The 22927-nt window shown below is 72.1% G+C and carries 19 protein-coding genes, 1 tRNA gene and 1 pseudogene; 6 read left to right on the top strand and 15 right to left on the bottom strand.

Going from position 1 to position 22927, the window contains the following annotated elements:
- Positions 1–80 precede the first annotated feature (80 nt).
- Positions 81–154 (top strand) — tRNA-Leu (locus AC5PYY_RS07710).
- A 481-nt stretch (positions 155–635) separates the two neighbouring features.
- Positions 636–1463, top strand: a complete 828-nt coding sequence (locus tag AC5PYY_RS07705; RefSeq protein ID WP_493899183.1) for a uracil-DNA glycosylase — start codon at positions 636–638, stop codon at positions 1461–1463.
- A 74-nt stretch (positions 1464–1537) separates the two neighbouring features.
- On the opposite strand, the gene AC5PYY_RS07700 is transcribed toward AC5PYY_RS07705, so the two are convergent.
- The 11 genes from AC5PYY_RS07700 to mfd form a co-directional block, all read right to left on the bottom strand.
- Positions 1538–2701: a M14 family zinc carboxypeptidase gene (locus tag AC5PYY_RS07700; protein ID WP_493899182.1), complete on the bottom strand. Its 1164-nt coding sequence runs from the start codon at positions 2699–2701 to the stop codon at positions 1538–1540.
- Between the two features lie 569 nt (positions 2702–3270).
- Positions 3271–4236 carry a Ppx/GppA phosphatase family protein gene (locus AC5PYY_RS07695; RefSeq protein ID WP_493899181.1) on the bottom strand — a complete coding sequence of 322 codons (966 nt, stop codon included), beginning with the start codon at positions 4234–4236 and terminating at the stop codon, positions 3271–3273.
- Positions 4233–4985, bottom strand: a complete 753-nt coding sequence (locus tag AC5PYY_RS07690; RefSeq protein WP_493899180.1) for a DUF501 domain-containing protein — start codon at positions 4983–4985, stop codon at positions 4233–4235. Before AC5PYY_RS07690 ends, AC5PYY_RS07695 begins: the two co-directional genes overlap by 4 nt.
- A gap of 26 nt (positions 4986–5011) precedes the next feature.
- Positions 5012–5557, bottom strand: coding sequence for an FtsB family cell division protein (locus AC5PYY_RS07685; protein WP_493899179.1), 546 nt, complete (start codon positions 5555–5557; stop codon positions 5012–5014).
- A 260-nt stretch (positions 5558–5817) separates the two neighbouring features.
- A complete protein-coding gene (gene eno, locus AC5PYY_RS07680; protein ID WP_493899178.1) occupies positions 5818–7098 on the bottom strand; it encodes a phosphopyruvate hydratase in 1281 nt (426 codons plus the stop codon).
- A 71-nt stretch (positions 7099–7169) separates the two neighbouring features.
- Positions 7170–8219: a MazG family protein gene (locus tag AC5PYY_RS07675; RefSeq protein WP_493899177.1), complete on the bottom strand. Its 1050-nt coding sequence runs from the start codon at positions 8217–8219 to the stop codon at positions 7170–7172.
- Positions 8195–8737 carry a hypothetical protein gene (locus AC5PYY_RS07670; RefSeq protein ID WP_493899176.1) on the bottom strand — a complete coding sequence of 181 codons (543 nt, stop codon included), beginning with the start codon at positions 8735–8737 and terminating at the stop codon, positions 8195–8197. The genes AC5PYY_RS07675 and AC5PYY_RS07670 overlap by 25 nt, the downstream gene beginning before the upstream one ends.
- Positions 8738–8759: 22 nt before the next feature.
- Positions 8760–9197, bottom strand: a complete 438-nt coding sequence (locus AC5PYY_RS07665; RefSeq protein ID WP_493899175.1) for a DUF6918 family protein — start codon at positions 9195–9197, stop codon at positions 8760–8762.
- A 187-nt stretch (positions 9198–9384) separates the two neighbouring features.
- Positions 9385–9936 carry a hypothetical protein gene (locus tag AC5PYY_RS07660; protein ID WP_493899174.1) on the bottom strand — a complete coding sequence of 184 codons (552 nt, stop codon included), beginning with the start codon at positions 9934–9936 and terminating at the stop codon, positions 9385–9387.
- A 281-nt stretch (positions 9937–10217) separates the two neighbouring features.
- Positions 10218–10985, bottom strand: coding sequence for a hypothetical protein (locus AC5PYY_RS07655; protein WP_493899173.1), 768 nt, complete (start codon positions 10983–10985; stop codon positions 10218–10220).
- A 222-nt stretch (positions 10986–11207) separates the two neighbouring features.
- Positions 11208–14861 (bottom strand): transcription-repair coupling factor, encoded by a 3654-nt coding sequence (mfd, locus tag AC5PYY_RS07650; protein ID WP_493899172.1) that lies wholly within the window; start codon positions 14859–14861, stop codon positions 11208–11210.
- A 179-nt stretch (positions 14862–15040) separates the two neighbouring features.
- Between mfd and AC5PYY_RS07645 the strand changes: the two genes are divergently transcribed.
- The 4 genes and pseudogenes from AC5PYY_RS07645 (at position 15041) to AC5PYY_RS07630 (ending at position 18698) form a co-directional block, all read left to right on the top strand.
- On the top strand, positions 15041–17140 hold the full coding sequence (locus tag AC5PYY_RS07645) for a TPM domain-containing protein (protein ID WP_493899171.1): 2100 nt from the start codon (positions 15041–15043) through the stop codon (positions 17138–17140).
- A 99-nt stretch (positions 17141–17239) separates the two neighbouring features.
- Positions 17240–17956 (top strand): PspA/IM30 family protein, encoded by a 717-nt coding sequence (locus AC5PYY_RS07640; protein ID WP_493899170.1) that lies wholly within the window; start codon positions 17240–17242, stop codon positions 17954–17956.
- Positions 17957–18117: 161 nt separating this feature from the next.
- Positions 18118–18309 (top strand): annotated as a pseudogene (locus AC5PYY_RS07635) (TPM domain-containing protein); the annotation flags it as partial.
- A 17-nt stretch (positions 18310–18326) separates the two neighbouring features.
- Positions 18327–18698: a hypothetical protein gene (locus AC5PYY_RS07630; protein ID WP_493899413.1), complete on the top strand. Its 372-nt coding sequence runs from the start codon at positions 18327–18329 to the stop codon at positions 18696–18698.
- Positions 18699–18715: 17 nt separating this feature from the next.
- Here AC5PYY_RS07630 and pth read toward each other — a convergent pair whose 3' ends face one another.
- The 4 genes from pth to glmU all read right to left on the bottom strand — a co-directional run bounded on the left by pth (position 18716) and on the right by glmU (position 22891).
- Positions 18716–19315, bottom strand: coding sequence for an aminoacyl-tRNA hydrolase (pth, locus tag AC5PYY_RS07625; protein ID WP_493899169.1), 600 nt, complete (start codon positions 19313–19315; stop codon positions 18716–18718).
- Between the two features lie 103 nt (positions 19316–19418).
- On the bottom strand, positions 19419–20096 hold the full coding sequence (locus tag AC5PYY_RS07620) for a 50S ribosomal protein L25/general stress protein Ctc (protein WP_493899168.1): 678 nt from the start codon (positions 20094–20096) through the stop codon (positions 19419–19421).
- A gap of 252 nt (positions 20097–20348) precedes the next feature.
- Positions 20349–21335, bottom strand: a complete 987-nt coding sequence (locus tag AC5PYY_RS07615) for a ribose-phosphate diphosphokinase (RefSeq protein ID WP_493899167.1) — start codon at positions 21333–21335, stop codon at positions 20349–20351.
- Complete coding sequence (gene glmU, locus AC5PYY_RS07610) at positions 21335–22891, bottom strand: bifunctional UDP-N-acetylglucosamine diphosphorylase/glucosamine-1-phosphate N-acetyltransferase GlmU (RefSeq protein ID WP_493899166.1); 1557 nt, start codon at positions 22889–22891, stop codon at positions 21335–21337. Before glmU ends, AC5PYY_RS07615 begins: the two co-directional genes overlap by 1 nt.
- Positions 22892–22927 lie beyond the last annotated feature (36 nt).

Genomic DNA, 22927 nt, shown 5'->3' with positions numbered 1-22927 from the left:
CGTGAGCGGTTCGTGAGCGGTCCACCCGTGAGCGCTCCGCGCCTGAAGGGCTCGCGTCCGGGCGGCGCGTCGGTCCCTTCGCCCTCGTAGCCCAATCGGCAGAGGCAGCCCACTTAAAATGGGTTCAGTGCGGGTTCGAGTCCCGCCGGGGGCACTGCTCGCGCAGGCGGCCCGTCGCAGTGGAGCGGGTCGGCTCTCGGGCGGGTCCTGCGCAGGGGCGGACCAGGTGCGGTCACGCCCCATCCGTCACACCATCACGAGGCTGCCAGGAACCTCAGATCTGCCGAGGATGCGTCCCCGGCAGATCCGAGGTTCCTGGCAGGGTGTGACGCGCGTGGCAGGTGTGACTCGCAAGCTCTTCACCCCGGCGGGCCAGCCCCCGGATTGCTCGACGCGCGCCGTGGGGGATGCCGTTCAGCTCGCGTGCGTTCACGTCGTGCCGAGCCGGGTCTGGGCGTGATCGGCTCTAGCGTTCACGTGCACGCCAGAGCCGGTGGAGTCGGGCGTGTCGTCGGCCCGAGCGTTCACGTGCACGCCAGAGCCGATCAGGTCGGGCGCGTCGTCGGACCGAACGCGCGCGAGGAGACCCGCCTGGCCCGCGTCACCTCCTCAGGGCGCACCCGCCACACTGGGGTATGCCGTCTCCCACCTCCCCGCACCCCGTCACCGGGGACCTGTTCCCGTCTCCGGTGCCGCCCGGGTCGGGCTGGCCAGAGGACCCTGCGCCGGCCGGCACCCGGGTGGCCCGGTCGGCGGGTGGGGCGCACCGGCTGGCCGCCGGGGCGCACGACCTGGCCGACCTCGACGCCCGGGCCAGCGTGTGCTCGGCCTGCCCTCGGCTCGTGGCCTGGCGCGAGCAGGTCGCCGCCACCCGGCGGGCTGCCTACGCCGACCAGCCCTACTGGGGTCGCCCCGCCCCCGGCCTCGGCGACTCGGCACCGCAGATCCTCGTCGTCGGACTGGCGCCGGCCGCGCACGGCGCCAACCGCACCGGCCGCATCTTCACCGGGGACCGGTCCGGGGACTGGATCTACGCCGCCCTCCACCGGGCGGGCTACGCCAGCCAGGCCTCCTCCACCCACGCGGGGGACGGCCTCTCGCTGCACACGGTGCGGATCACTGCGGCCGTCCACTGCGCGCCGCCGGCCAACGCGCCGACGCCGGCGGAACGGCATACCTGCGGGGTGTGGCTGCAGCGCGAACTGACCCTCGTCGAGCCCACGCTGCGCTCCGTGCTCGCCCTCGGGGGCATCGGCTGGGACGCCGCCCTCGCGGCGGCGCGCCGGTCGGGCTGGGCCGTCCCCAGACCCAAGCCGCGCTTCGGCCACGGTGCCGAGGCCAGGCTCACCACCTCGAGCGGCCGGGACGTCCGACTCCTCGGGAGTTATCACGTCAGCCAGCAGAACACCTTCACCGGGCGCCTCACCGAGGCCATGCTCGACGAGGTCATCGCCCGGCTCTGAGCCGGCGCTGCTGCCGGGCGCGTCGAGCCAGCCCGACCGCGCCCCGGCGGCGCCGCGCGGCGCGGCCGTCCCGATCAGTCCGGCAGCAGGAAGACCCGGTTGGGGATCTGCTCGTAGTCGTCCGGGTCGATCGCCGAGATGCTGCCGTCGGCGACCGCCTCGATCAGCCCACCGAGCCCGACCTCGACCTGCTTGGTGAGGTAGCCGTTGCGCTTGTTGCCGTCGTACTGCGTCTGGCTGGAGGTCTCGAAGAGCACCGTCGCGCTCCCCCGCAGGGCGAACGACCCGAGCGCCGTGCCCGGCAGGTTGGTGTTCTGCGGGTAGAGCGTCAGCGCACCGAAGCCGGACTCGCCGCGCCCCTGGAGCGCGTCGTAGACCGCGACGTTGGCTCGGCGGGAGGCGTCGTAGTCGAACTTCGGCCAGTCGCCGAACTCCGTCGGATCGGCGATGAAGCGCCCCGAGATCGACAGGCTGGACATCTCACCGGTGCCCTCCTGGGCATAGCAGGACCACTGGTTGTGCAGGTCGACGAAGTAGTCGACGGTGCCGAACTCGTTCTCCAGCTCGCGGTAGACGTCGCGTGAGGTCTGCGCCTCGGGCGTGATGTACCACCCCGTGTCCGCGCTGCTGCCCGGGAAGTCCTCGGGCTGCGGCACGTAGTCGAGGTCGGGGTTGAAGTCGCGGTTGACATCGAAGCCGGGCACACGAGGGTTGTAGTTCCAGACCGGCTCGACCCCGGCGAGCTGGGGGAAGTCCTCGACGACCTCGTCCCAGGACATGCGGTTCTGACGGTGGTCCTCCTCTCCGCCGTCGACGTTGAGGCGGGGTATGCCGACGAGCGTCACCTCCTCGCGGATCGCCCGGGCGTCGGGGCTGTTGCCGCCGATCTCGGCGAGCAGGTTGAGCAGGGCCTCGGTGCCGTGGTTCTCGTTGCCGTGGATCTGGGTCTGGACGTAGATGACGGTGTCGCCCTCGCCGACCCGGGCGCTGTAGATCTCACGCCCCTCGTTGCTGTAGCCGGCGACCTCGACGTCGACCCGGCCCTGGGTGGTGCGCTCGAGCCGCTCCACGGCCCGGGTGAGCTGGGCGTGGTCGACGAAGGCGGTGTTGTTGTCGCCGGGTTCGGTGCCGCAGTGCGAGTTGACCGGCGGACTCGCGCTGGCGGTGATGGGCAGGCCGCTCGCGACGACGGCCGCCAGGAGAGCCGAGCCGCACAGGGCTGGGGTGGTCTTGCGCATGATGTCTCCTTTGACCTCAAGCAGGGACCACCAGCACAGCGCGACCGCGGCCAGCATGCAAGGGACTTGGGCAAAGTTTTACCTTCATCCATCCAGGCCCCACACATGGATGAGGGGCCCTCGGCAGTATGAGTGCCAAGGGCCCCTCGGGGCGGTGCATCGCAAGGACGACCGTCCCGGAGTCAGGACCAGATCCGGCGCACGAGGCGTCGGCATCGGTCCGACAGGCGACCGGGGAGATGTGACGTTCCCGATCGATCTCCTCGACATCCGGGGCCCGCCGACTCCGTCACCGAGTCGGACGCGGCAGTCACGAGGACTGCCGTCACCCTGCGACACGAGGCCGCAGGGTGGACCCCTCTCCTCGAGAGGATCCCGCCACTCTCGCGAGCGGCGTAGGTCACTGTCTACGCCTCCCCGCGCTGCCGCGCAAGGGGTGTGGGCGAAGTCGTCGGCGTGTCCGCGACGGTCGGCGTGTCCTCCCCAGGGCAGGTGAGGTTGTGCACATCCTGTCCCCGGGTCATCCCCCGTGTCGTCCACAGCCGCTGTGGACGAGTGGGGCCGGGTCCTCAGACCTGGGAGAGCGCGATGCCGTCGAGGATGTCGGTCTCGCTGGCGCGGACCGAGCGCAGTCCGGAGTCGTGCGCGACCCGCTGGACCACGGTCCGCCAGATGAGCGCACCGGCACCGATGACGTCGACCCGCCCCTCGTGCATGAAGGGCAGCTCGGCCCGTCGGGAGCGCGGGCTGAGCAGCAGGTCGGTGCAGGCGTCGATCACCTCGGGCACTGCGAGCTCGGCCCCGTGGATCCGCTCCGACTGGTATGCCGTGAGCTCGAGCGCGTGCGCCGTCACCGTGGTCACCGATCCGGCCAGGCCGACGAGCGTGCCGACCCGGGAGAGGTCGACGACCTCGGCGGCCTCCTCGACCGCACGCACGATGTCCGAGAGCGCGCCCCACACCTGGTCCTCGGTCGGCGGATCGTCGTGCAGGTGCCGCTCGGTCATCCGGACGCAGCCGATGTCGACCGAGCGAGCGGCCGCGACCCCGGTGCCCGCGTCGTCCCCGAGCACGAACTCGGTGGAGCCACCCCCGATGTCGACCACGAGGTAGGGGCCAGGGGCTCCCGAGGCGCGCAGGTCGCCGGTGGCTCCGGCGAAGGACAGGGCGGCCTCCTCCTCCCCGCTGACGACCTCGGGCACCACGTCGAATCCCGCGAAGGCCTCGCGGACCCCGGCGGTGAAGTCGGCGGCGTTGGACGCGTCCCGCGACGCCGACGTCGCCACGAAGCGGACGGATTCGCACCCGGCCTCGCGGCACTGCGCGGCATACCCCTCGGCGGCGGCGAGCGTGCGCGCCATGGCGGCCTCGCCGATCGCGCCGGTCGCATCGATGCCCTCGCCGAGCCGGACGATCTGCATCTCGCGAGTGACCTCGCGCAGCGCTGGTGCCTGACCGGCAGCCCCGGGCTCGACGTCGGCGATGAGCAGCCGGATCGAGTTGGTGCCGCAGTCGATGGCCCCGACGCGGGTCATGCGGCGGGCCGGCGGCGGCGCGCGACGAGCCGGGCGCCCAGGCTCACGCCGGGACGAGGGAGCTGCTGCGTGGCCTCGCCGTCCGGCGCCGTGGCCGCGGCAGACCCGTGCGTCGACCCGGTGCCGTCGTCGGAGGCGGACTCGGAGCCCTCGCCCTCCTCGGCCTCGCCCACCGGGTCGACCGGGTGGTGCTTGGGGCAGGTGTCCTGGCACGGCTCCGGCGGGGCGGTCTCGGTGCCCTGGCAGCAACCGTTCTCCCACCAGGCCGGCAGTGCGGCGATCGCCCGGTCACCGAGCGGGTTGACCCCGGGACCGGCAGCCAGGCTGTGCGCGACGAGCACGTGCAGGCACTTGACCCGGTTCGGCATGCCCCCGGCGCTGATCCCGGCGATCTCCGGCACGTGCGCGAGCTCCTCGCGGCGTCGCAGGTAGTCGTCGTGGGCCTGGGCATACTCCCAGCGCAGGTCGTCGTCCTCGGCGAGCCGCTGCGACATCTGCTTCATCAGCCCCTCGCTCTCCAGCGTCGAGATGGCGCCGGTCAGCTTGGGGCAGGTGGCGTAGAAGCTGGTCGGGAAGGGCGTGCCGTCGGGCAGCCGCGGCTCGGTCCGGATCACGGTGGGGCAGCCACAGGGGCAGCGGTGCATGATGGCCACCACGCCGCGGGGCTCGCGCCCGAGCTGGCGTCGAATCACCTCGAGGTCCTCCGCGGTGGGAGTCTCCTCGAGCGTGGTGCGGTCGAGTTCGCTCATGTCTCCGTCTCAGGGAGCCAGGGTCCTCATGGCTCCGTCGTCTCGGGGAGCCCCTCGTTCGCGACCTTGACCGATTCCCACACCTGGCCGTACCAGGGACTGTCGGCAATCACGTCGTCGCTCACGGGGGCCATTCCAGGCAGCGCCTCAGTGTAGTCGCTTCCCGTGTCGTCGATGACCGTGAAGGCGGTCTCGCCCTCCTTGACGAAACGCAGCCGCTCACGGGCCTGCTGCTCCACGTAGTCCTTGTCCTCCCACTGGGCCAGCTCGTCCTCCAGCGCGGCGATCTCCTCCCGCTCGGTCTGGATCTGCTCGCGAGCCGCGGTGATGTCGGCGCGCTGACGCAGATAGCCCGACAGCGCGGGTGCCAGGACGAGGGCCATGACGACCAGCAGGATGCCCAGGCCGATGAGGCGGCGCACGTGCAGCGGGGTCTGCCGGGCCGCCACGGTCGAGGGCGCGCGGGTGACGGTGCGGCTGCCCGGGCGGGTGGCCGACCGACGGGTCGAGCCCGCGGGCCGACTGCCGGCGCGCGGGCTGCGCCGGTCGCGCGATCCGCGAGCCGTGCTCATGGTGCTCCTCGGTGCTGGTGGGGTGCCTGTGGCAGGTGGTTCGGTGTCGTCAGGGTATGCCGCGCGGTCGGGGTCGCGCCGCACGCCGCGCCGGGGTCGGCCAGACGGCATCCGCTGGACCTGTGCACGCTCACGTGGCCTGTGCACACGTCATATCGCGTGCACAGGCCCACGGGGCGTGCACAGGACCCGGCCCAGGCGGAGAAACCCAGGGTCGACGTCGCCGGTCGGCCCGGGTCGCCCCAGGCTCGAGGACCTCCTCAGCCGCGGAAGCGCGGGAAGGCGCCCGCACCGGCATACACGGCCGCGTCGTCGAGCTCCTCCTCGATGCGCAGCAGCTGGTTGTACTTCGCGACGCGCTCCGAGCGCGCCGGGGCGCCGGTCTTGATCTGGCCGCAGTTGGTCGCGACCGCCAGGTCGGCGATCGTGACGTCCTCGGTCTCGCCGGAGCGGTGGCTCATCATGCAGCGGAAGCCGTTGCTCTGAGCCAGCGTGACCGCGTCGAGGGTTTCCGTCAGCGAGCCGATCTGGTTGACCTTGACCAGCAGCGCGTTGCCGGCTCGGTCGGTGATGCCCCGCTGCAGCCGCTCGGGGTTGGTGACGAAGAGGTCGTCGCCGACGAGCTGGACCTTGTCGCCCAGCTGCGTCGTCATCTCGACCCAGCCGTCCCAGTCGTCCTCGTTGAGCGGGTCCTCGATGGAGACCAGCGGGTAGGCGTCGACCAGCTCGGCGTAGTACTTCACCATGTCGGTGGCCTTGCGCTTCTTGCCCTCGAAGGTGTATTTCCCCTTCTCGAAGAACTCGCTGGCGGCGACGTCGAGCGCGAGCGCGATGTCCGATCCGGGGGTGTAGCCGGCGTTCTTGATCGCCTCGACGATGAGATCGAGGGCGGCCCGGTTGGACTCGAGGTTCGGCGCGAAGCCACCCTCGTCGCCGAGGCCGGTCGACAGGCCCCGCTTCTTGAGCACCGCCTTGAGCGCGTGGTAGACCTCGGTGCCCCAGCGCAGCGCTTCGCGGAAGCTCGGCGCGCCGATCGGCGCGATCATGAACTCCTGGATGTCGACGTTGGAGTCGGCGTGCGAACCGCCGTTGAGGATGTTCATCATCGGCACCGGCAGCACGTGCGCGTTCGGCCCGCCGACGTAGCGGAACAGCGGCAGCCCGGCGGAGTCCGCGCCCGCCTTGGCGACGGCGAGCGAGACGCCGAGGATGGCGTTGGCGCCGATCTCGCCCTTGTTGTCGGTGCCGTCGGCGGCGAGCATCTCGGTGTCGACGAGGCGCTGCTCGGAGGCGTCGAAGCCCAGCAGGCGCGGCTCCAGGTCATCTTGGACGGCGTTCACAGCATCCTGAACGCCCTTGCCGAGGTAGCGGCTCTCGTCGCCGTCGCGACGCTCGACCGCTTCGAAGGCGCCGGTGGAGGCACCCGAGGGCACGGCGGCACGCGCGACGGTGCCGTCGTCCAGGCCGACCTCGACCTCGACGGTGGGGTTGCCGCGGGAGTCGAGGATCTCGCGGGCGATGATGGCATCGATAGCAGCCATCTGTGCTCCTTTCGAAAGGGAAGCATCGTGGGACCGGCAGCACTGTCGGTATGTCGTCGCCAGCCTAGTGGTCAGCGGCCCTGGTCGTTCACACCCTCGCGCGCGGCGCTCTCCACCGCCCGCACGGTATGCCGGAGCGCACCGTCCGGGTCGACCCCCTGCGCGCGCAGTTCGAGGACGGCGCGGAGCAGCACGGCGCCCGGGTCGCCGTCGGCCTCCAGTCCGGTGACCGTCTCCTGCAACCAGTCCCCCTGCCCGGCCCGGCCGAGCCGCGAGGCGACCTTGGCCGCGCGGGCGAGTGACGGCATACCGGTGGGGATGCCGTCGAGCGGGTGCTCCCGCGCGGGGCGGCCCGAGGCCGCCTGCGTGGCGGCCTCCTCCGCTTTGATCTGCTCCCAGGTGGCCTCGACCTGCGTCGCATCGTCGGCGTGCGCGTCGGCGAACACGTGCGGATGGCGGCGGACCAGCTTGGCGACGAGGCCGGCCGCGACGTCGTCCACGTCGAAGGGCTCCTCCTCGTGGTCGGCGCCCACCCGCGCGTGGAAGAGCACCTGGAGCAGCACGTCGCCGAGCTCGTCGATCGCGTGCTCCCGGGCCGAGCCGGTGGCGGCGTCGAGCCCGTCCAGGGCCTCGACCGCCTCGTGCGCCTCCTCCACGAGATAGGGCGTGAGGCTGGCGTGGGTCTGCTGGGCGTCCCACGGGCAGCCGCCCGGGGAGCGCAGCCGGTCCATGACCGCGACAGCGTCGAGCAGCCGCGCGCCCGGGGTGTCCCACGACCCCACGAGCAGCTCCAGCTCGGGGGCGTCCTCCTCGGGGAGCTGCATGGCGAGCGCCTCGGCCAGCCCGGGGTCGCCGTCCGGGGAGCCGACCCAGACGACGGCGCCGACGTGGTCGAGCAGCTGCGCGGCGCGCTGCTGGGGCGTGGCGGCGGCCAAGGTCGTGACGGGGATCTCGGCGCCCCTCAGAGCGAGCAGCAGGTCGCTCTCCTCGGCACCGCCATCGCCCGCGGCGAGCACCGCGTCAGCCGTGCGCAGCGTCTCCCAGGCAGAGGCCGAGAGCAGCCCCGGCGCGACCCGGGGCGAGGTGAGCAGCAGGGTCAGCCGTCGGAGGACTGGATCCACGCAGGCACCTCGGGCACCACGCCGCCGTTCGCGCCGTCCCAGGTGCCGAACCGGGGGTTGACCTCGACCGGGAGCGCGTCGATGTCCTCGACCGTGACTCCCTGGAGCTGGGCGAGGAGCGGCTGCATGTCCTCGGCGGCCGCGGCCTCGGAGTTGACGAGCTGGCCGTAGTAGCGGAAGCGGCCCGCCTCCACCGTGAGGTCGGAGGCCTCCTCCTCGAGGCCGGCCTCGGCCAGGGTGGAGCGGATGTCGGACTCGGTGGCCTCATACGGCGAGCCGGCGAAGATCTGGTCGAGCACGGGCACGACGCCCGCCTCGTAGATCGCGCCCTGCACGTCGATCTGCTCGGTCGAGACCTGGGTCAGCTGCTGCGCGGTCTCCTGGACCTCCTCGACGGAGTATCCGGTGCCGTCGATGACGACTCCCTCGGACATGCCCGTCCCCCCGCAGCCAGCCAGGGCGAGCGAGGCGGTCAGGGCCATCGGTGCCAGGAGGACTGTCGTACGCGTGCGCTTCACGCGGCTCATCATCGCATGCGCCTCAGCCGGCGAAGCGCTCGACCACGGCGCCCAGCCCGGGCAACGCGTCGACGACGTGGCCCTTGGCCCGGCCCCGGAAGGCACCGTAGCCCTTGGCCAGCGGACCCTCCAGACGCGAGGAGCGGCGGTCGACCGCGGCGAGGAGCGCGTCGGAGACCTGGTCGGCGCGACCGTGGAGGTAGGTGCCGAAGCCACCACCCGGCGCCGCCTGGAAGGACTGCCAGTAGGGCTCCAACGTGTCGACGAGCGCCGGCAGGGCGCGGTCGAGGGTCTTCGGCACGCTGTCGCCCGCCTTCTTGGCGCCGGCGTAGGCGGTCTTGAGCATGGCGCCGGAGACGCCCTTGGTGCGGCCGATCTCGGTGTCGGCGAGCTGGGCCAGGGCGGCGACGACCTGCGGGCGAATCTCGGGCTCGAGCAGGGACTGCGCGAGGGTGGTCATGGGCTCAGCATGCCCCGCCCCGCTGGGCGAGCACTGAGCGCCCCTCACCCCACGCACCGAGCGCACGTTCCGCACGCACCGGACGCACGTTCCACACGCACCGGACGCACGTTCCACACGCACCGAGAGCCTCGCCTGCTCACTCCGGCAGCCCCTTCTGCCCACTCCGGCAGCCCCGTCTGCGCGACTACCAGGCCGGGATCGTCACCGTCGGCGGCACGAACGCCCGCGCCGCTCCCCCGCGGCGGCGCCAGGCGTGGGAGCGTGGACGCCGAGCGGGCGCGAGGTAGGCGTGCACGGTCACCGCGACCTCGGGCCGCTCGTTGCGCAGGTCATGGGCCTGCCCGACCGGGACGTGCTGCACCAGTCCGTCGCGGAAGGCGCGTGGCAGGAGCCGCTGTCGTTCGTCCAGCCGGACCTCGGTGATCGTGCCCCGCACAGCTGCGAAGGCCGAGTCCGACTCCTCATGGGTATGCAGCTGGGTCGCCCAGGACGTCGGCCAGCTCACCACCCAGATCTCGGCCCCGAGATCGCCCGGCAGGCGGACGCGGTGCGGCGCACCGCCGGGCGAGAGCTCGTCGACGTCGGCGACCTGGGGCGACCAGATGGTGGGGTCGTCCGCGACGCGGCGCACGACCTCGAGCAGGTGGAGCGTGCCGGTGGCGGCGTCGAGCAGATCGCGCGCGAGCGGAGTGGCCGAGCGGGAGGGATGCGTGGGCGTCGTGAGCGTGACGGTCATGAGGGAGCCTTCGCCTGGCAGGTGGAGATCGGGCAGGGGCCTCAGCCACCAGGGCTGTCGGCGGCGATCAGGCGAGACAGCAGCACGCCGGACCGCGGCGGAGCATTCGCCGCGAGGTCATGCGTGCCGAACCGGTCATACGCAAACCATAACGCAAGCCTAGGCGTGAGCAAAGCGTGCGTTATCTCATCTCCGTCGTGCGGCGTCCCCCGAGAGCTGCCGTCCTCCCTCCAGCAGCCGCCCGCCCACTCCAGCAGCCTCGTCTGCCCACTCCAGCAGCCTCACCCCAGACGCATCAGATGCAGACCGGCCCCGGTGACGTGCGGGATCGTCGCCAGGACCTGCGGGTAGTGCGGGTCGTTGACGTGCCCGTCGAAGAGCACCTGCTCCCCAGCTTTCGCCGTCAGCCGCACCACCGCCCGCATGACGGCCCCGACATCATCGAGCACCCCCGGCACCTCCGGCGCCACCGCCTCGGCCACGACCCACACCGGACCACCGGGAGCGCGCACGGCATACCCGATCGCGGTCGCCTCTCCCTCGCGCCGGGCGACGACGCTGAGCTCCCGGACCAGCGCCTCCCCGAGCATCGGGCCGAAGATCTCGCGCGCAGCCACCTCGTCCGCGAGCGGGGCCCAGCCGGCGTGCACCCACGCGTAGACGCGCACCCACAGATCGAGGACCTGCGCGTCGTCGATCTCGGTCAGCGAGACGATCTGGAGGCCTGCAGGCGGCCGCACCGCAGCCCAGGTGGCGTTGTCCGGTCGCGTCCCGTCGACCTCGGACGGTGGACAGATCTGGTATGCCGTCGCACCCGCCGCGGTGAGCTGCGCGTGTCGCGCGCTGCCGGGGACCGCCTTCGCGATGAGCGGGAGACCCACGTCCGCGGCCAGCGCGGAAGCGAGGGTGCGGACCGTCGTGGGCGGCACGTCGTCCTCCAGACTGAGCCAGGCGTGGGTGCGGTGGAGCCGACCGACGAACGCGCCCGCCTCGCAGCTCCCGTCCCGGGCGACCCACCGCACGCCCGGTTCGGTCTCGATCACGCGCATCGGCTCAGGGTAGGCCGCGACGCCTGCCTCGACCCGATCACGCTCTTCCAGGCTGCCGGACCGAGCACACCAGGCTCTCGGAGCGAGCAGACGAGGCTCTTGGAGCGACCAGACGAGGCTGCTGGACCGAGCACACGAGGCTGCTGGACCGAGCACACGAGGCTGCTGGACCGAGCACACGAGGCTGCCGGTCGGGAGTCGGGCCGGGGTGTGAGGTCAGGCTCAGGTCGCGGTGGCGAAGTCGTCGAGCAGGATGCCGCGCACGAGCTGGCTGGCCCAGTCGAGGATCTCCTGGTCGCGCAGCGGCTTGCCGCCGACCGGGGCGGTCTTGGGCACCGGGACGAGGATCTGCCGCAGCGCGGGCTTGATGATCGTGCCCTTGTAGACCCGGGTGAGCCGCAGCTGCTGGCTCTCGCGGAGGTTCTCCACCGGCGCGAAGCGCACCATCTGGCCCTGCATCGCGATGTCGCTGAGGCCCGCGGCCCTCGCCACGGTGCGCAGCCGCGCCACCTCGAGCAGCGTGACCACCGGCTGCGGCGGAGCGCCGTAGCGGTCGAGCAGCTCCTCCCGGATCTGCTCCAGCTCGGCTTCGTCCCCGACCTGCGCCAGCTTGCGGTAGGCCTCCAGCCGCAGCCGCTCCCCCGGCACGTAGTCGTGCGGCAGGTGGGCATCGACCGGCAGCTCGATCTTCACCTCCGCCGGCGCCGCCTGCCCCTCGCCCTTGAAGGCCGACACCGCCTCCCCGACGAGCCGGACGTAGAGGTCGAAGCCGACCCCCTCGATGTGCCCGGACTGCTCGCCGCCGAGCAGGTTGCCCGCGCCGCGGATCTCCAGGTCCTTCATCGCCACCGCCATGCCGGCCCCGAGGTCGGTGTGCGCGGCGATCGTCTGCAGCCGGTCCACCGCAGTCTCGGTGAGCGGCTTTTCCGGCGGATAGAGGAAGTAGGCGTAGGCCCGCTCCCGGCCACGCCCCACCCGGCCGCGCAGCTGGTGCAGCTGGGACAGGCCGAAGGTGTCGGCCCGGTCGACGATGAGGGTGTTGGCGTTGGAGATGTCCAGCCCGGTCTCGACGATCGTGGTGCACACCAGCACGTCGAAGCGTCGCTCCCAGAAGTCGACGACGACCTGCTCGAGCCGGTGCTCCCCGATCTGCCCGTGCGCCGTCTCGACCCGCGCCTCCGGCACGAGGTCGCGGATCCGCGAGGCGACCTTCTCGATCGAGCTCACCTTGTTGTGGACGAAGAAGACCTGCCCGTCGCGCAGCAGCTCGCGGCGGATGGCAGCCGCGATCTGCTTCTCGTCGTAGCCGCCGACGAAGGTCAGCACCGGGTGCCGCTCCTCCGGCGGCGTCGCCAACGTCGACATCTCGCGGATGCCGGTGACCGCCATCTCCAAGGTCCTGGGGATCGGGGTCGCCGACATCGCCAGGACGTCCACGTCGGTCCGCAGCGCCTTGAGCTGCTCCTTGTGCTCGACGCCGAAGCGCTGCTCCTCGTCGATGATGACCAGCCCGAGGTCCTTGAAGCGCACGGTCGACCCGAGGAGCCGGTGAGTGCCGATGACCAGGTCGACCGAGCCGTCCCCGATCCCCGCGACGACCTCCTTGGCTTCCTTGTCGCTCTGGAAGCGCGACAGGGCCTTCACGGTGACGGGGAACTGCGCATACCGCTCGGAGAAGGTCTGCAGGTGCTGCTGCACGAGCAGCGTGGTCGGGACGAGCACGGCGACCTGCTTGCCGTCCTGGATCGCCTTGAACGCCGCCCGCACCGCGATCTCGGTCTTGCCGTAGCCCACGTCGCCGCTGATGAGGCGGTCCATCGGCACGGTCTTCTCCATATCCGCCTTGACCTCGTCGATCGAGACCAGCTGGTCCGGCGTCTCGGCGAAGGCGAAGGCGTCCTCCAGCTCGCGCTGCCAGGGGCTGTCCGGCCCGAAGGCGTGACCCTTGGTCGCCTGGCGGGCGGAGTAGAGCCGGATGAGCTCGGCCGCGATCTGCTTGACCTGCTTGCGCGCCCGCGCCTTGGTCTTCTGCCAGTCGGCGCCGCCCAGCCGGTGCAGCGTCGGCGCCTCGCCGCCGACGTACTTCGTCAGCTGGTCCAGCTGATCGGTCGGGAGGTAGAGCCGGTCCCCCGGCTGGTTGCGCTTGGAGGCGGCATACTCCAGCACGACGTATTCGCGCGTCGCGCCCTGCACCTGCCGCTGCGCCATCTCCACGAACCGTCCGACCCCGTGCTGCTCATGCACGACGAAGTCACCCGGGCGCAGCTGCAGCGGGTCGACCTGCTGCCGTCGCCGCGACGGCATCCGCCGCATGTCACGGGTCGATCCGCCAATGGTCTCGCTGCCGGTGAGGTCGGTCTCGCCGACGAGCACCAGCCCGGTCTCGCCGAGCACGACGCCTCGCCCGACGCGACCGGTCGTCACGGTGACGAGGTCGGTCGGGAGCGAGTCCGCGTCGGTGGCGCCGTCGCCGAGGTCGTGCAGGTCGAGGACCACCCGGTGCGGCACCTCGTGCTCGCCGAGCACCTCGCCGACCCGTCGGGCCAGGCCGTGCCCCTCCAGGGCCAGCACGACCGGGCGCGCGGCGGCGAGCCAGCCGCGCAGGTCACCGACGAGAGCGTCGACATCGCTGCGGTATGCCGTCACGGGCGACGACGGCACGGCGAGGGTGCGGACGGTGGTGGCGTCCGGCGCGGCCACATCGTCGCCGACCTCGACGAACTCCTCCAGGCTCTCGTCGGCGGAGAACGCGGTGAAGGACCACCAGGGGTGACCCTGCTCCAGCGCGTGACCGCGCATGTCGGCCAACGACCAGGACGAGGCGGTGCCGAGCACCTGCTGCAGGTCGATGGGCGCGGCGACGTCGCCGGCACCGCTGGCCGCGGCGGCCCAGCCGGCCTGCATGAACTCCTCGCTCGTGACCACCAGGTCGTGGGCGCGGGTGCGCACCCGCTCCGGGTCGAGGACGACGACCCGTGAGCCGCTCGGGAGCACGTCGACCAACGTCTCCATGCCGTCGACGAGCGCGGGGGCGAGTGACTCCATACCCTCCACGGCGATGCCCTCGGCGATCTTCTCCAACAGATCGGCCGCTCCGGGGAGCGTGCCGACGAGCGCTGCGGCCCGCTCGCGGACCGCGTCGGTGAGCAGGACCTCACGGCAGGGCGGGGCGTAGAGCCCGTGCTGCGCGATCTCCAGGCTGCGCTGGTCGGCGACCTTGAACCAGCGCACCTCCTCGACCGTGTCGCCCCAGAACTCCACCCGCACGGGGTGCTCCTCGGTCGGCGGGAAGACGTCGAGGATGCCGCCGCGGACCGCGAACTCCCCGCGCCGCTCCACCATGTCGACCCGCGTGTAGGCCGCGGCCGCGAGCGCCTCGACGACCTCGGTCAGGGGTCGGTCCTCCCCCGCGTGCAGCTGCACCGGCACCAGCTCGCCCAGTCCCTTGACCAGCGGCTGCAGCAGCGCCCGCACGCTGGAGACGACGACCCGGGCCGGGCCGGTCGCCGCGTCGGAGGGGTCCGGGTGGGCCAGCCGTCGCAGCGTCGCGAGGCGGCGGCCGACCGTGTCGGAGCGGGGGCTGAGCCGCTCGTGCGGGAGGGTCTCCCAGCTCGGGAAGCCGGCGACGGCGTCCGGCCCCTCAGGCAGCAGGTCGCCGAGCATGCCGACGAGGTCGTCCGCCTCACGGCCCGTGGCGGTCACCGCGAGGACGGGTGCGTCCGCGCCGTCGGCCTCGGCGAGCAGCGCGAGCAGGGCCGGGTTCGCCCCCGGCGCCGCCGACACCTCGACCGCGGCCTCGCCCGCGCGCGCGGCCTCCAGCACCGACGCCACGGCGGCCTCGGAGCGGATCGTGGCGAGCAGGGGGGTGAGCGGCATGAGCATCCTCAGGGCGGCAGGTCGAGCAGATCTGGTGGGGCGCCGACGGAACGGACGTGGCGGCATACCAGTCTAAGTGCCGACACCGACAGACCCGACGGACGACGACCCGTGCCATGCTGACCCGTGCGTCCGGCACGGGGGTGGCGGGCCGCACCGAGGTCAGGGAGGATCACCACGTGAGCCATATCGCGATCTGCAGGCGTCCGCGCGCCGGGAGCAGACCCATCGTCACCGCGCTGCTGGGCGCCCTCGCCTCGCTCGCCCTGGTCGCCGGGCCGGCCGCCGCCGAGGAGCCGAGCTATCTCGAGAGCGAGGTCTACGACCCCGTCGACGTGCTGAGCGACGCCGAGGAGGAGGCGGCCGCCGAGCAGATCCAGGCGCTGCGTGACGAGACCGGCCTGCAGCTCTTCGTGGCCTATGTCGACACCTTCACCGACACCTCCGGCACCACGATCGGGGGCGAGGAGTGGGCGACGCTCACGTCCGAGGAGTCCGGCATGGGCGCGGGTGACCTCGTGCTCGCGGTCGCGGTCGAGCAGCGCGCTTACGGCGTCGGCGACGTCGGGGCGACGATGTCGTCCGACTCCCTCCAGACGGTGCAGCTGGACGACATCGAGCCGGCGCTGGCGCGCGACGACTGGGCCGGCGCGATCCAGGGGGCGGTCGACGGCTTCGGGCGGGAGTACGCCGGGGGCTCGGCGGGGAGCTCGGGCTCCTCCGACTCCGCGGGCGGCTCGGGATCGGACACCACGTCGTCCGGGGCGGGGATGGGCTGGGCCTTCCCGGCGCTGCTCGTGACCCCGCTCGTCATCGGGGGTGGCGTGATGCTCGTCTCCCGACGCAACCGGAAGCCGGACCCGGGCGGCCAGATCCCGGCGCACGCGCAGGGGGTCAGCCTCCCCGACCTGCAGCGTCAGGCCTCCGAGGCCCTCGTCGAGATGGACGACGGCATCCGGTCCGCCGAGGAGGAGCTCGCCTTCGCGGAGGCGCAGTTCGGGACCCAGCGGACCGAGCAGTTCCGCCGGGTGCTCGGCGGGGCCCGCGGCGCCGCGAAGGAGGCCTTCTCGCTGCGCCAGCAGCTCGACGACGACCAGTCTGAGCCCGAGAGCATCGAGCGCGGCATGCTCGCCCGGATCGTGGAGCTCACGACCAGCTCCCGCAAGCTCCTCGGCGAGCACACCGAGGAGTTCGCCCGGCTGCGGGCGCTGCAGGACCGGGCGCCGGAGTTCCTCGCCGAACTCACGGAGCGCGCCCAGGAGACGAGGCGCCGAGTCCCGGCCGCCACCCAGGAGATCAAGGGGTTGTCGGCCCGCCATCCCGAGCAGGCCCTGGCGACCTTTCGCGGCAACCTGGATCAGGCGACCAACCTGCTCGACTCCGCAGACGGCTTCATCACGGCAGGTCGGCAGTCGCTGGAGCGCGAGGACCGGCCCTCGGCCGTGGCCGCGGCCCGGGCGGCCGAGGAGTCGATCGGCCAGGCCGCGACGCTGCTCGACCAGATCTCCGACGCCGATGCCACGCTGGCCATGGCGACCACGCAGCTGAGCGAAGGGATCGCCTCCCTCTCGGCGGACGTGCAGGACGCGCGCCGGCTCGCCCCGGACGAGCCGACCGTGGCTGCGGCCACCCAGCGGGCCCGGGCCGCGATCGAGCAGGCGCAGGCGGCCCGCACCTCCGGCGACCCGCTGCGGGCGCTGTCCGAGCTCGACGCCGCCGAGCACGACCTCGACACGTTGCTCGAGGCCAGGCGCGAGGACGAGCTCCACCAGACCAAGCTGCGCCGCGACTTCGACCAGCGGGTCAGCCGGGTCGGCGCGCGACTGCGGAGCATCGACCAGACCATCTCGACCCGCCGGGGCGCCGTGAGCAGCGGGGCCCGGACCCGGATCTCCGAGGCGCTGCGGCTCTACGACGACGCCGTCGCCCAGGCCGGCTCCTCGCCGACGGCCGCCATGGACCTGCTCACCCGGGCCGAGCAGCTCGGCGAGCAGGCGCTTACCGAGGCCCAGCGCGACCTCGGCGGCTGGGGCGGGTCCGGCGGCTACGGCGGCGGCTCCTACGGGGGCCGGGGTCGGGGCGACATCGACCCGTGGTCGGTCATCCTCGGGGGCATCCTCCTCGGGGGCGGAGGCGGTGGCCACCGGCACTCCGGGGGCTGGGGCGGCGGCGGCTTCGGCGGCGGGGGCGGGAGCTTCGGCGGCGGGGGCGGGAGCTTCGGCGGAGGGAGCTTCGGCGGCGGCGGAGGAGGAGGCAACTTCTCCGGCGGCCGCTTCTAGATCGCCTGGCGCGCAACCAGAACCGGCGCGCGAACTTCATACCTGACAGAGCAGTTGACCAGCACGACCCGCACCCGCGGGTGGAGAAAGGACACGAGCATGACCCAGAAGCAGACCGTCCTCGGCCGCATCAGCCAGCTGGCGCGCGCCAACATCAACGCGCTGCTGGACCGCGCCGAGGACCCCGAGAAGATGCTCGATCAGCTCATCCGTGACTACACCAACAGCATCGCCGAGGCCGAGGAGGCGGTGGCACAGACCATCGCCAACGTCCGCATGGCCGAGGCCGACCTGCAGACCGACCGCGACGCCGCGGTGGAGTGGGGACGCAAGGCGGCCGCCGCGTCGGCCAAGGCCGACGAGATGCGGGGGAAGGGCGACCCGGACGGGGCCTACAAGTTCGACAACCTGGCCCGGGTCGCGCTGGGCCGCCAGATCCAGCACGAGAACGACGTGAAGACCGCCGAGCCGACCATCTCTCAGCAGAACGAGACCGTCGACCAGCTCAAGAACGGTCTGGTCACCATGAAGACCAAGCTCGAGGACCTCAAGTCACGCCGTGGCACCCTCGTGGCCCGGGCGCGCTCGGTCGAGGCGCAGGAGAAGGTGCAGGACGCCATGTCGTCCATCGACGTCATGGACCCCAGCAGCGACCTCGCGCGCTGGGAGGACAACATCCGCAAGCAGGAGGCGATGGTCGCCGGCCGGGCCGAGGCGCAGTCGGCGAGCCTGGAGGACCGGTTCGCCGAGCTCGAGAGCAGCGGTGAGGACGCCGAGATCGAGGCGCGGCTGCAGCAGCTGAAGAACCAGGGCTGAACCCCGCGACCGGACCGGCGTGCGCGCCGGTCTGGCGCGGGCCGTGACGGGCAGAGGGGGGCTGGGATGAGAGCCCACAGGCAGCCGCGCGGGTCGCTTCGGCCGGGGCTGCGGCGCTGGTTCTGGTCGCGCTCGGCATCGGCACGGGAGCGGGGTATGCCGTGCCGCCGCTGGATGAGGTGAAGTCGGTCGTCGACGACGCCGCGGTGCTGAGCCCGGCAGAGGAGGGCCGGATCCAGGACGAGATCGCGCAGCTCGCCGCGGAGCAGGAGGTGGCGCTGCACGTGGTCTTCGTCGGCACCTTCAACGGGCAGTCCGGGCCGGACTGGACGGAGGCGACCTTCGACCGTGCCGGGTTGGCGAGGGCGACGTGCTCGTCGCCGCGGCGGTCGACGAGCGTCGCTACGGCTACGTCGAGGAGACCGAGGCCCACGGCGGGGAGGCCGACGACGCCGCCACGGAGCACATCGAGCCCGCCCTGCGCGACGGAGACTGGGGCGTAGCGGCCTCGGGAGCCGTCGAGGGCTACCGCGCCGCGCTGGCCCCGATGAACTGGTGGCTCTTCGGCGGCATCTGGGTCGCGGTGCTGGGCTTCATGGGGGCAGTCTTGGTCTGCCTGGCCAGCCGCAGACCGCCTGGCCAGTCACAGCAGACCGCGCGGCCAGTCACAGCAGACCACGCGGCCAGTCACAACAGATCGCGCGGCCAGTCACAACAGATCGCGCGGCCAGTCACGGCATAACGCGCGGCCAGTCAGAGTCAGCGGGCGTGGAAGCGCTGCTGGGTGGTCTCGAGGCCCAACTGCACCAGGTCGATGACGGCGTCCTCGCCATCGCCGATGAGCAACTCCACCTCGGTCCGGTCGCGGGCGGGGAAGTCGGAGAGCACGTAGTCGGCCGGGTCCTGTCGGCCCGGCGGCCGGCCGATCCCCAGGCGCACCCGCAGGTAGTTCTTGCTCCCCAGCGACTGGGTGATCGAGCGCAGGCCGTTGTGTCCGCCCTCGCCACCCCCGCGTTTGAGCCGCACCTGACCGGCGTCGATGTCGAGCTCGTCGTGCACCACGACGACCTGCTCGACCGGGATCTTGTAGAACTTCGTCAGGGCCGACACGGGCCCGCCGGAGACGTTCATGTAGGTCATCGGGCGGGCCAGCACCGCGCGCGGGCCCGGGAGCCCACCCGGCCGGACACCGAGGCGCACCTCGGCCGCCCAGGCGCGACCCGCCTTGTGCTCGCGCAGCGACGCACCGGTCTCCTGCGCCAGCGACTCGACGACCATCGCGCCGATGTTGTGGCGATGACCGGCATACCTCGGTCCGGGGTTGCCCAGTCCCACGACCAGCCAGGGGGCCTCACTCATCGGATCTCCTGCTCACACGCGCTGTGGCCGCGCCCGGAACTCCGGGCACGGCCACACGCAGGTTCGGTGAAGCGGTCGGCCCGGGACGCCCGAGCCGGCGCACTCACTCGTCCTTGGACTCCTCGTCGCCGCCCTCGGACTCGTCGGCCGCATCGCCCTTGGCGGCCTCCTCGTCCGACTCGTCCTGCTCGATGCCGGCCTCGGCCTCGGCCTCGGCCAGCTCGGCCTCCAGCGCATCCTCGGAGACCTGCTGGGAGACGTTGACGACCAGGGCCTCCGGATCGGTGACCAGGGTGACACCCTCGGGCAGCTCGACCTCGCCTGCGAGCACCTGGGTGCCGGCCTCCATGCCCTCGACGGACACGTTGAGCCACTCGGGGATGCTCGTGATGGGGGCCTCGACCTCGAGGGTGTTGTAGTCGGTGGTGACGACGGTCTCCGGCGCGGCCTCGCCCTCGATGTGGACGCCGACCTCGACGGTGACCTTCTCGCCAGCACGCACGACGACGAGGTCCACGTGCTCGATGAAGCGCTTGATCGGGTCGCGCTGCACGTCCTTGGCCAGCGCCATGTGGCTCTCGCCCTCGACGTCCAGCGTGAGGACGGCGTTGGTGTGGCGCAGCGCCAGCATGGCCTCGTGACCCGGGAGGGAGAGGTGCAGCGGCGGGGTGCCGTGGCCGTAGAGGACGGCGGGGACCTTGGCGGCGCGGCGGATGCGGCGGGCAGCGCCCTTGCCGAACTCCGTCCGCTTCTCGGCGGTGATCTTCAGCTGGTCAGCCATGCGTCAAGCCTTCTTCTGGTATGCGGTGTGCAGGGGAACGGCCTCGACGCGGGACACAGCGCGGGGCGCGCGGGTCATCGCTGGCTCTTCGTCGATGACGGACACCGTGCAGCGTCCCTCGCCGAGGCAACGCCGGTCAGTCTATCGCCCGGCCCGCGGAGCGGCGAAATCCGGGACCCGACCGTGGAATTCGACCATGGGTTCTCGTGCCATGCCAGCGATTCCGGTGGTCGACATCGGGGTGGGGTCGGCTCAGTTGGCGCGGCCCTCGAACATCGACGTGACCGAGCCGTCCTCGAAGACCTCGCGGATCGCGCGGCTGACGAGTGGCGCGATCGACAGCTGGGTCAGCTTGTCCATCGCCAACGCCTCGTCCGAGATCGGCAGCGTGTTGGTGACGACGACCTCCTTGGCCACCGAGTCACGCAGCCGCTCGATCGCCGGGTCGGAGAAGATCGCGTGCGTCGCGGCGATGACGACGTCCTTGGCCCCGTCCTTGATGAGCGCGTCCGCGGCCTTGCAGATGGTGCCGCCGGAGTCGATCATGTCGTCGACCAGGATGCAGGTGCGCCCCTCGACGTCACCGACGACCCGGTTGGCCACCGACTGGTTGGGCCGGGTCACGTCGCGGGTCTTGTGGATGAAGGCCAGCGGCACGCCGCCAAGCTTGTTGCTCCACCACTCCGCGACCTTGATGCGACCGGCGTCCGGCGAGACGACAGCTAGGTCGCGATCGCCATACTTCTCCTTGATGTGCGCGGAGAGGATCGGCGTCGCCATGAGGTGGTCGACCGGCCCGTCGAAGAAGCCCTGGATCTGCGCGGTGTGCAGGTCGACGGTGAGCAGTCGGTCGGCGCCGGCGGTCTTGAACAGGTCGGCCATGAGCCGGGCCGAGATCGGCTCACGACCGCGGTGCTTCTTGTCCTGCCGCGCATACCCGTAGAACGGCAGCACGACGGTGATCCGCTTGGCCGAGCCGCGCTTGAGCGCGTCAACCATGATGAGCTGCTCCATGATCCACTCGTTGACCGGCGCGACATGGCTCTGGATGACGAAGGCGTCGCACCCGCGCACCGACTCGTCGAAGCGCACGTAGATCTCGCTGTTGGCGAAGGTGTAGGCGTCCATCGGCACGAGGTTGGTGCCGAGCTCGTCGGCCACTTCGTCGGCGAGCGCCGGGTGCGCGCGGCCCGAGAAAACCATGAGGTTCTTCTCCGGGGTGCGGTGGATGCCGGTCATCAGCCCTCCTGGGAGCTCTGGGTCTGCTGCGGTATGCCGTGCTGCCCGGTCCGCGCGTCGGTCGCTCCGGGTGCGTCTTCCGGTGCTTCCGCGGGGCCGCCCGAGGCGAGCGCCTCCTCGGCGGCGGCCGCGGTCTTCGTGCCGGCCCGGCGGCGGGCGACCCAGCCGTCGATGTTGCGCTGGCGTGCCCGACCCACGGCGATCTGCCCCGGACCGACGTCGCCCTCGATCGTCGAGCCGGCACCGACGTAGGCCCCGTCGGCGATCTCCACCGGGGCCACGAGGACCGAGTCGGAGCCGACGAAGCTGTGCCGGCCGACGGTGGTGTGGTGCTTGGCGACCCCGTCGTAGTTGGCGAAGATCGTGCCGGCGCCGATGTTGGCTCCCTCGCCGATGGTCGCGTCGCCGCAGTAGGTCAGGTGCGGCACCTTCGCGCCCGCACCGATCTGGGCGTTCTTGGTCTCCACGAAGCCGCCGATCTTGCCGCCCTCGCCGAGGACCGTGCCGGGACGGAGGTAGGAGAAGGGGCCGACGGTGGCAGCCGGGCCGATCTGCGCGTGCTCGGCCTGGGTGCGCACGACGCTGGCCCCGTCGCCGACCTCGCAGTCGGTGATGGTCGTATCCGGCCCGATGACCGCGTCGGCGCCGACCGTGGTGGCCCCGAGCAGCTGGGTGCCCGGGCGCACCACCGTGTCCTGGCCGATGGTGACGTCGGCGTCGATCCACGTGGTGGCCGGGTCCACGACGATGACGCCGTCGCGCATGTGCTGCTCGACGAGGCGGCGGTTGAGCTCCTTGCCGAGGTCGGCCAGCTGCACCTTGTCGTTGACGCCCTCGGTCTGCATGAGGTCGTCCAGCGGGTGGGCGAGGACGGTGCGGCCCTCCTCGCGGGCGATCCGGATGACGTCGGTGAGGTACTTCTCGCCCTGCTCGTTGGCCTGGTCGACCCGGCCGAGCGCCCGACGCAGGACCTCGACGTCGAAGGCGTAGATGCCGGAGTTGTACTCCCGGATGTCGACGACGTGGGAGTACTCGTCGCCCGCCTCGCGGTGCTTGCGGGCGTCCTTGAACTCCATGATCTCCAGCAGCTCGCCGGCGGCGTCGCGCACCACGCGGCCGTAGGACCCGGCGTCGGAGACCACCGCGGAGAGCAGCGTCACGGCGGAGCCGCGCTCCTCGTGCACCCGGGTCAGCTCGCTCAAGGTCTCCCCCGACAGCAGCGGCACGTCACCCATCGTCACGAGCACGGTGCCGGTGAGGTCGGCAGGCAGCGCGTCGAGCCCGCACTCGCAGGCGCGGCCGGTGCCGGGGACCTCGTCCTGGTCGGCGACGACGGCGCCCGGGTCGACCTCGGCGACGTGCGCGGCGACCCGCTCCCGCTCGTGCCGCACGACGACGGCGAGGTGCCGCGGCTCGACGTGGCGCGCGGCATACATCGCGTGTCCGAGGAGGGATCTTCCGCCGATCCGGTGGAGCACCTTGGGGATCGAACTCTTCATCCGGGTGCCCTGCCCGGCGGCGAGGATGATGACGGCAGCGGGGTGGTGGGTCGTCACGGTGGGCACTCTACCTTCGCGCGCTTGGCATGATGG

It is taken from the genome of Serinicoccus sp. JS2-9 (genome assembly GCF_059025165.1).
The sequence above is the reverse complement of the archived record's forward strand: the minus strand, read 5'-3'. Positions and strand labels throughout refer to the sequence as shown.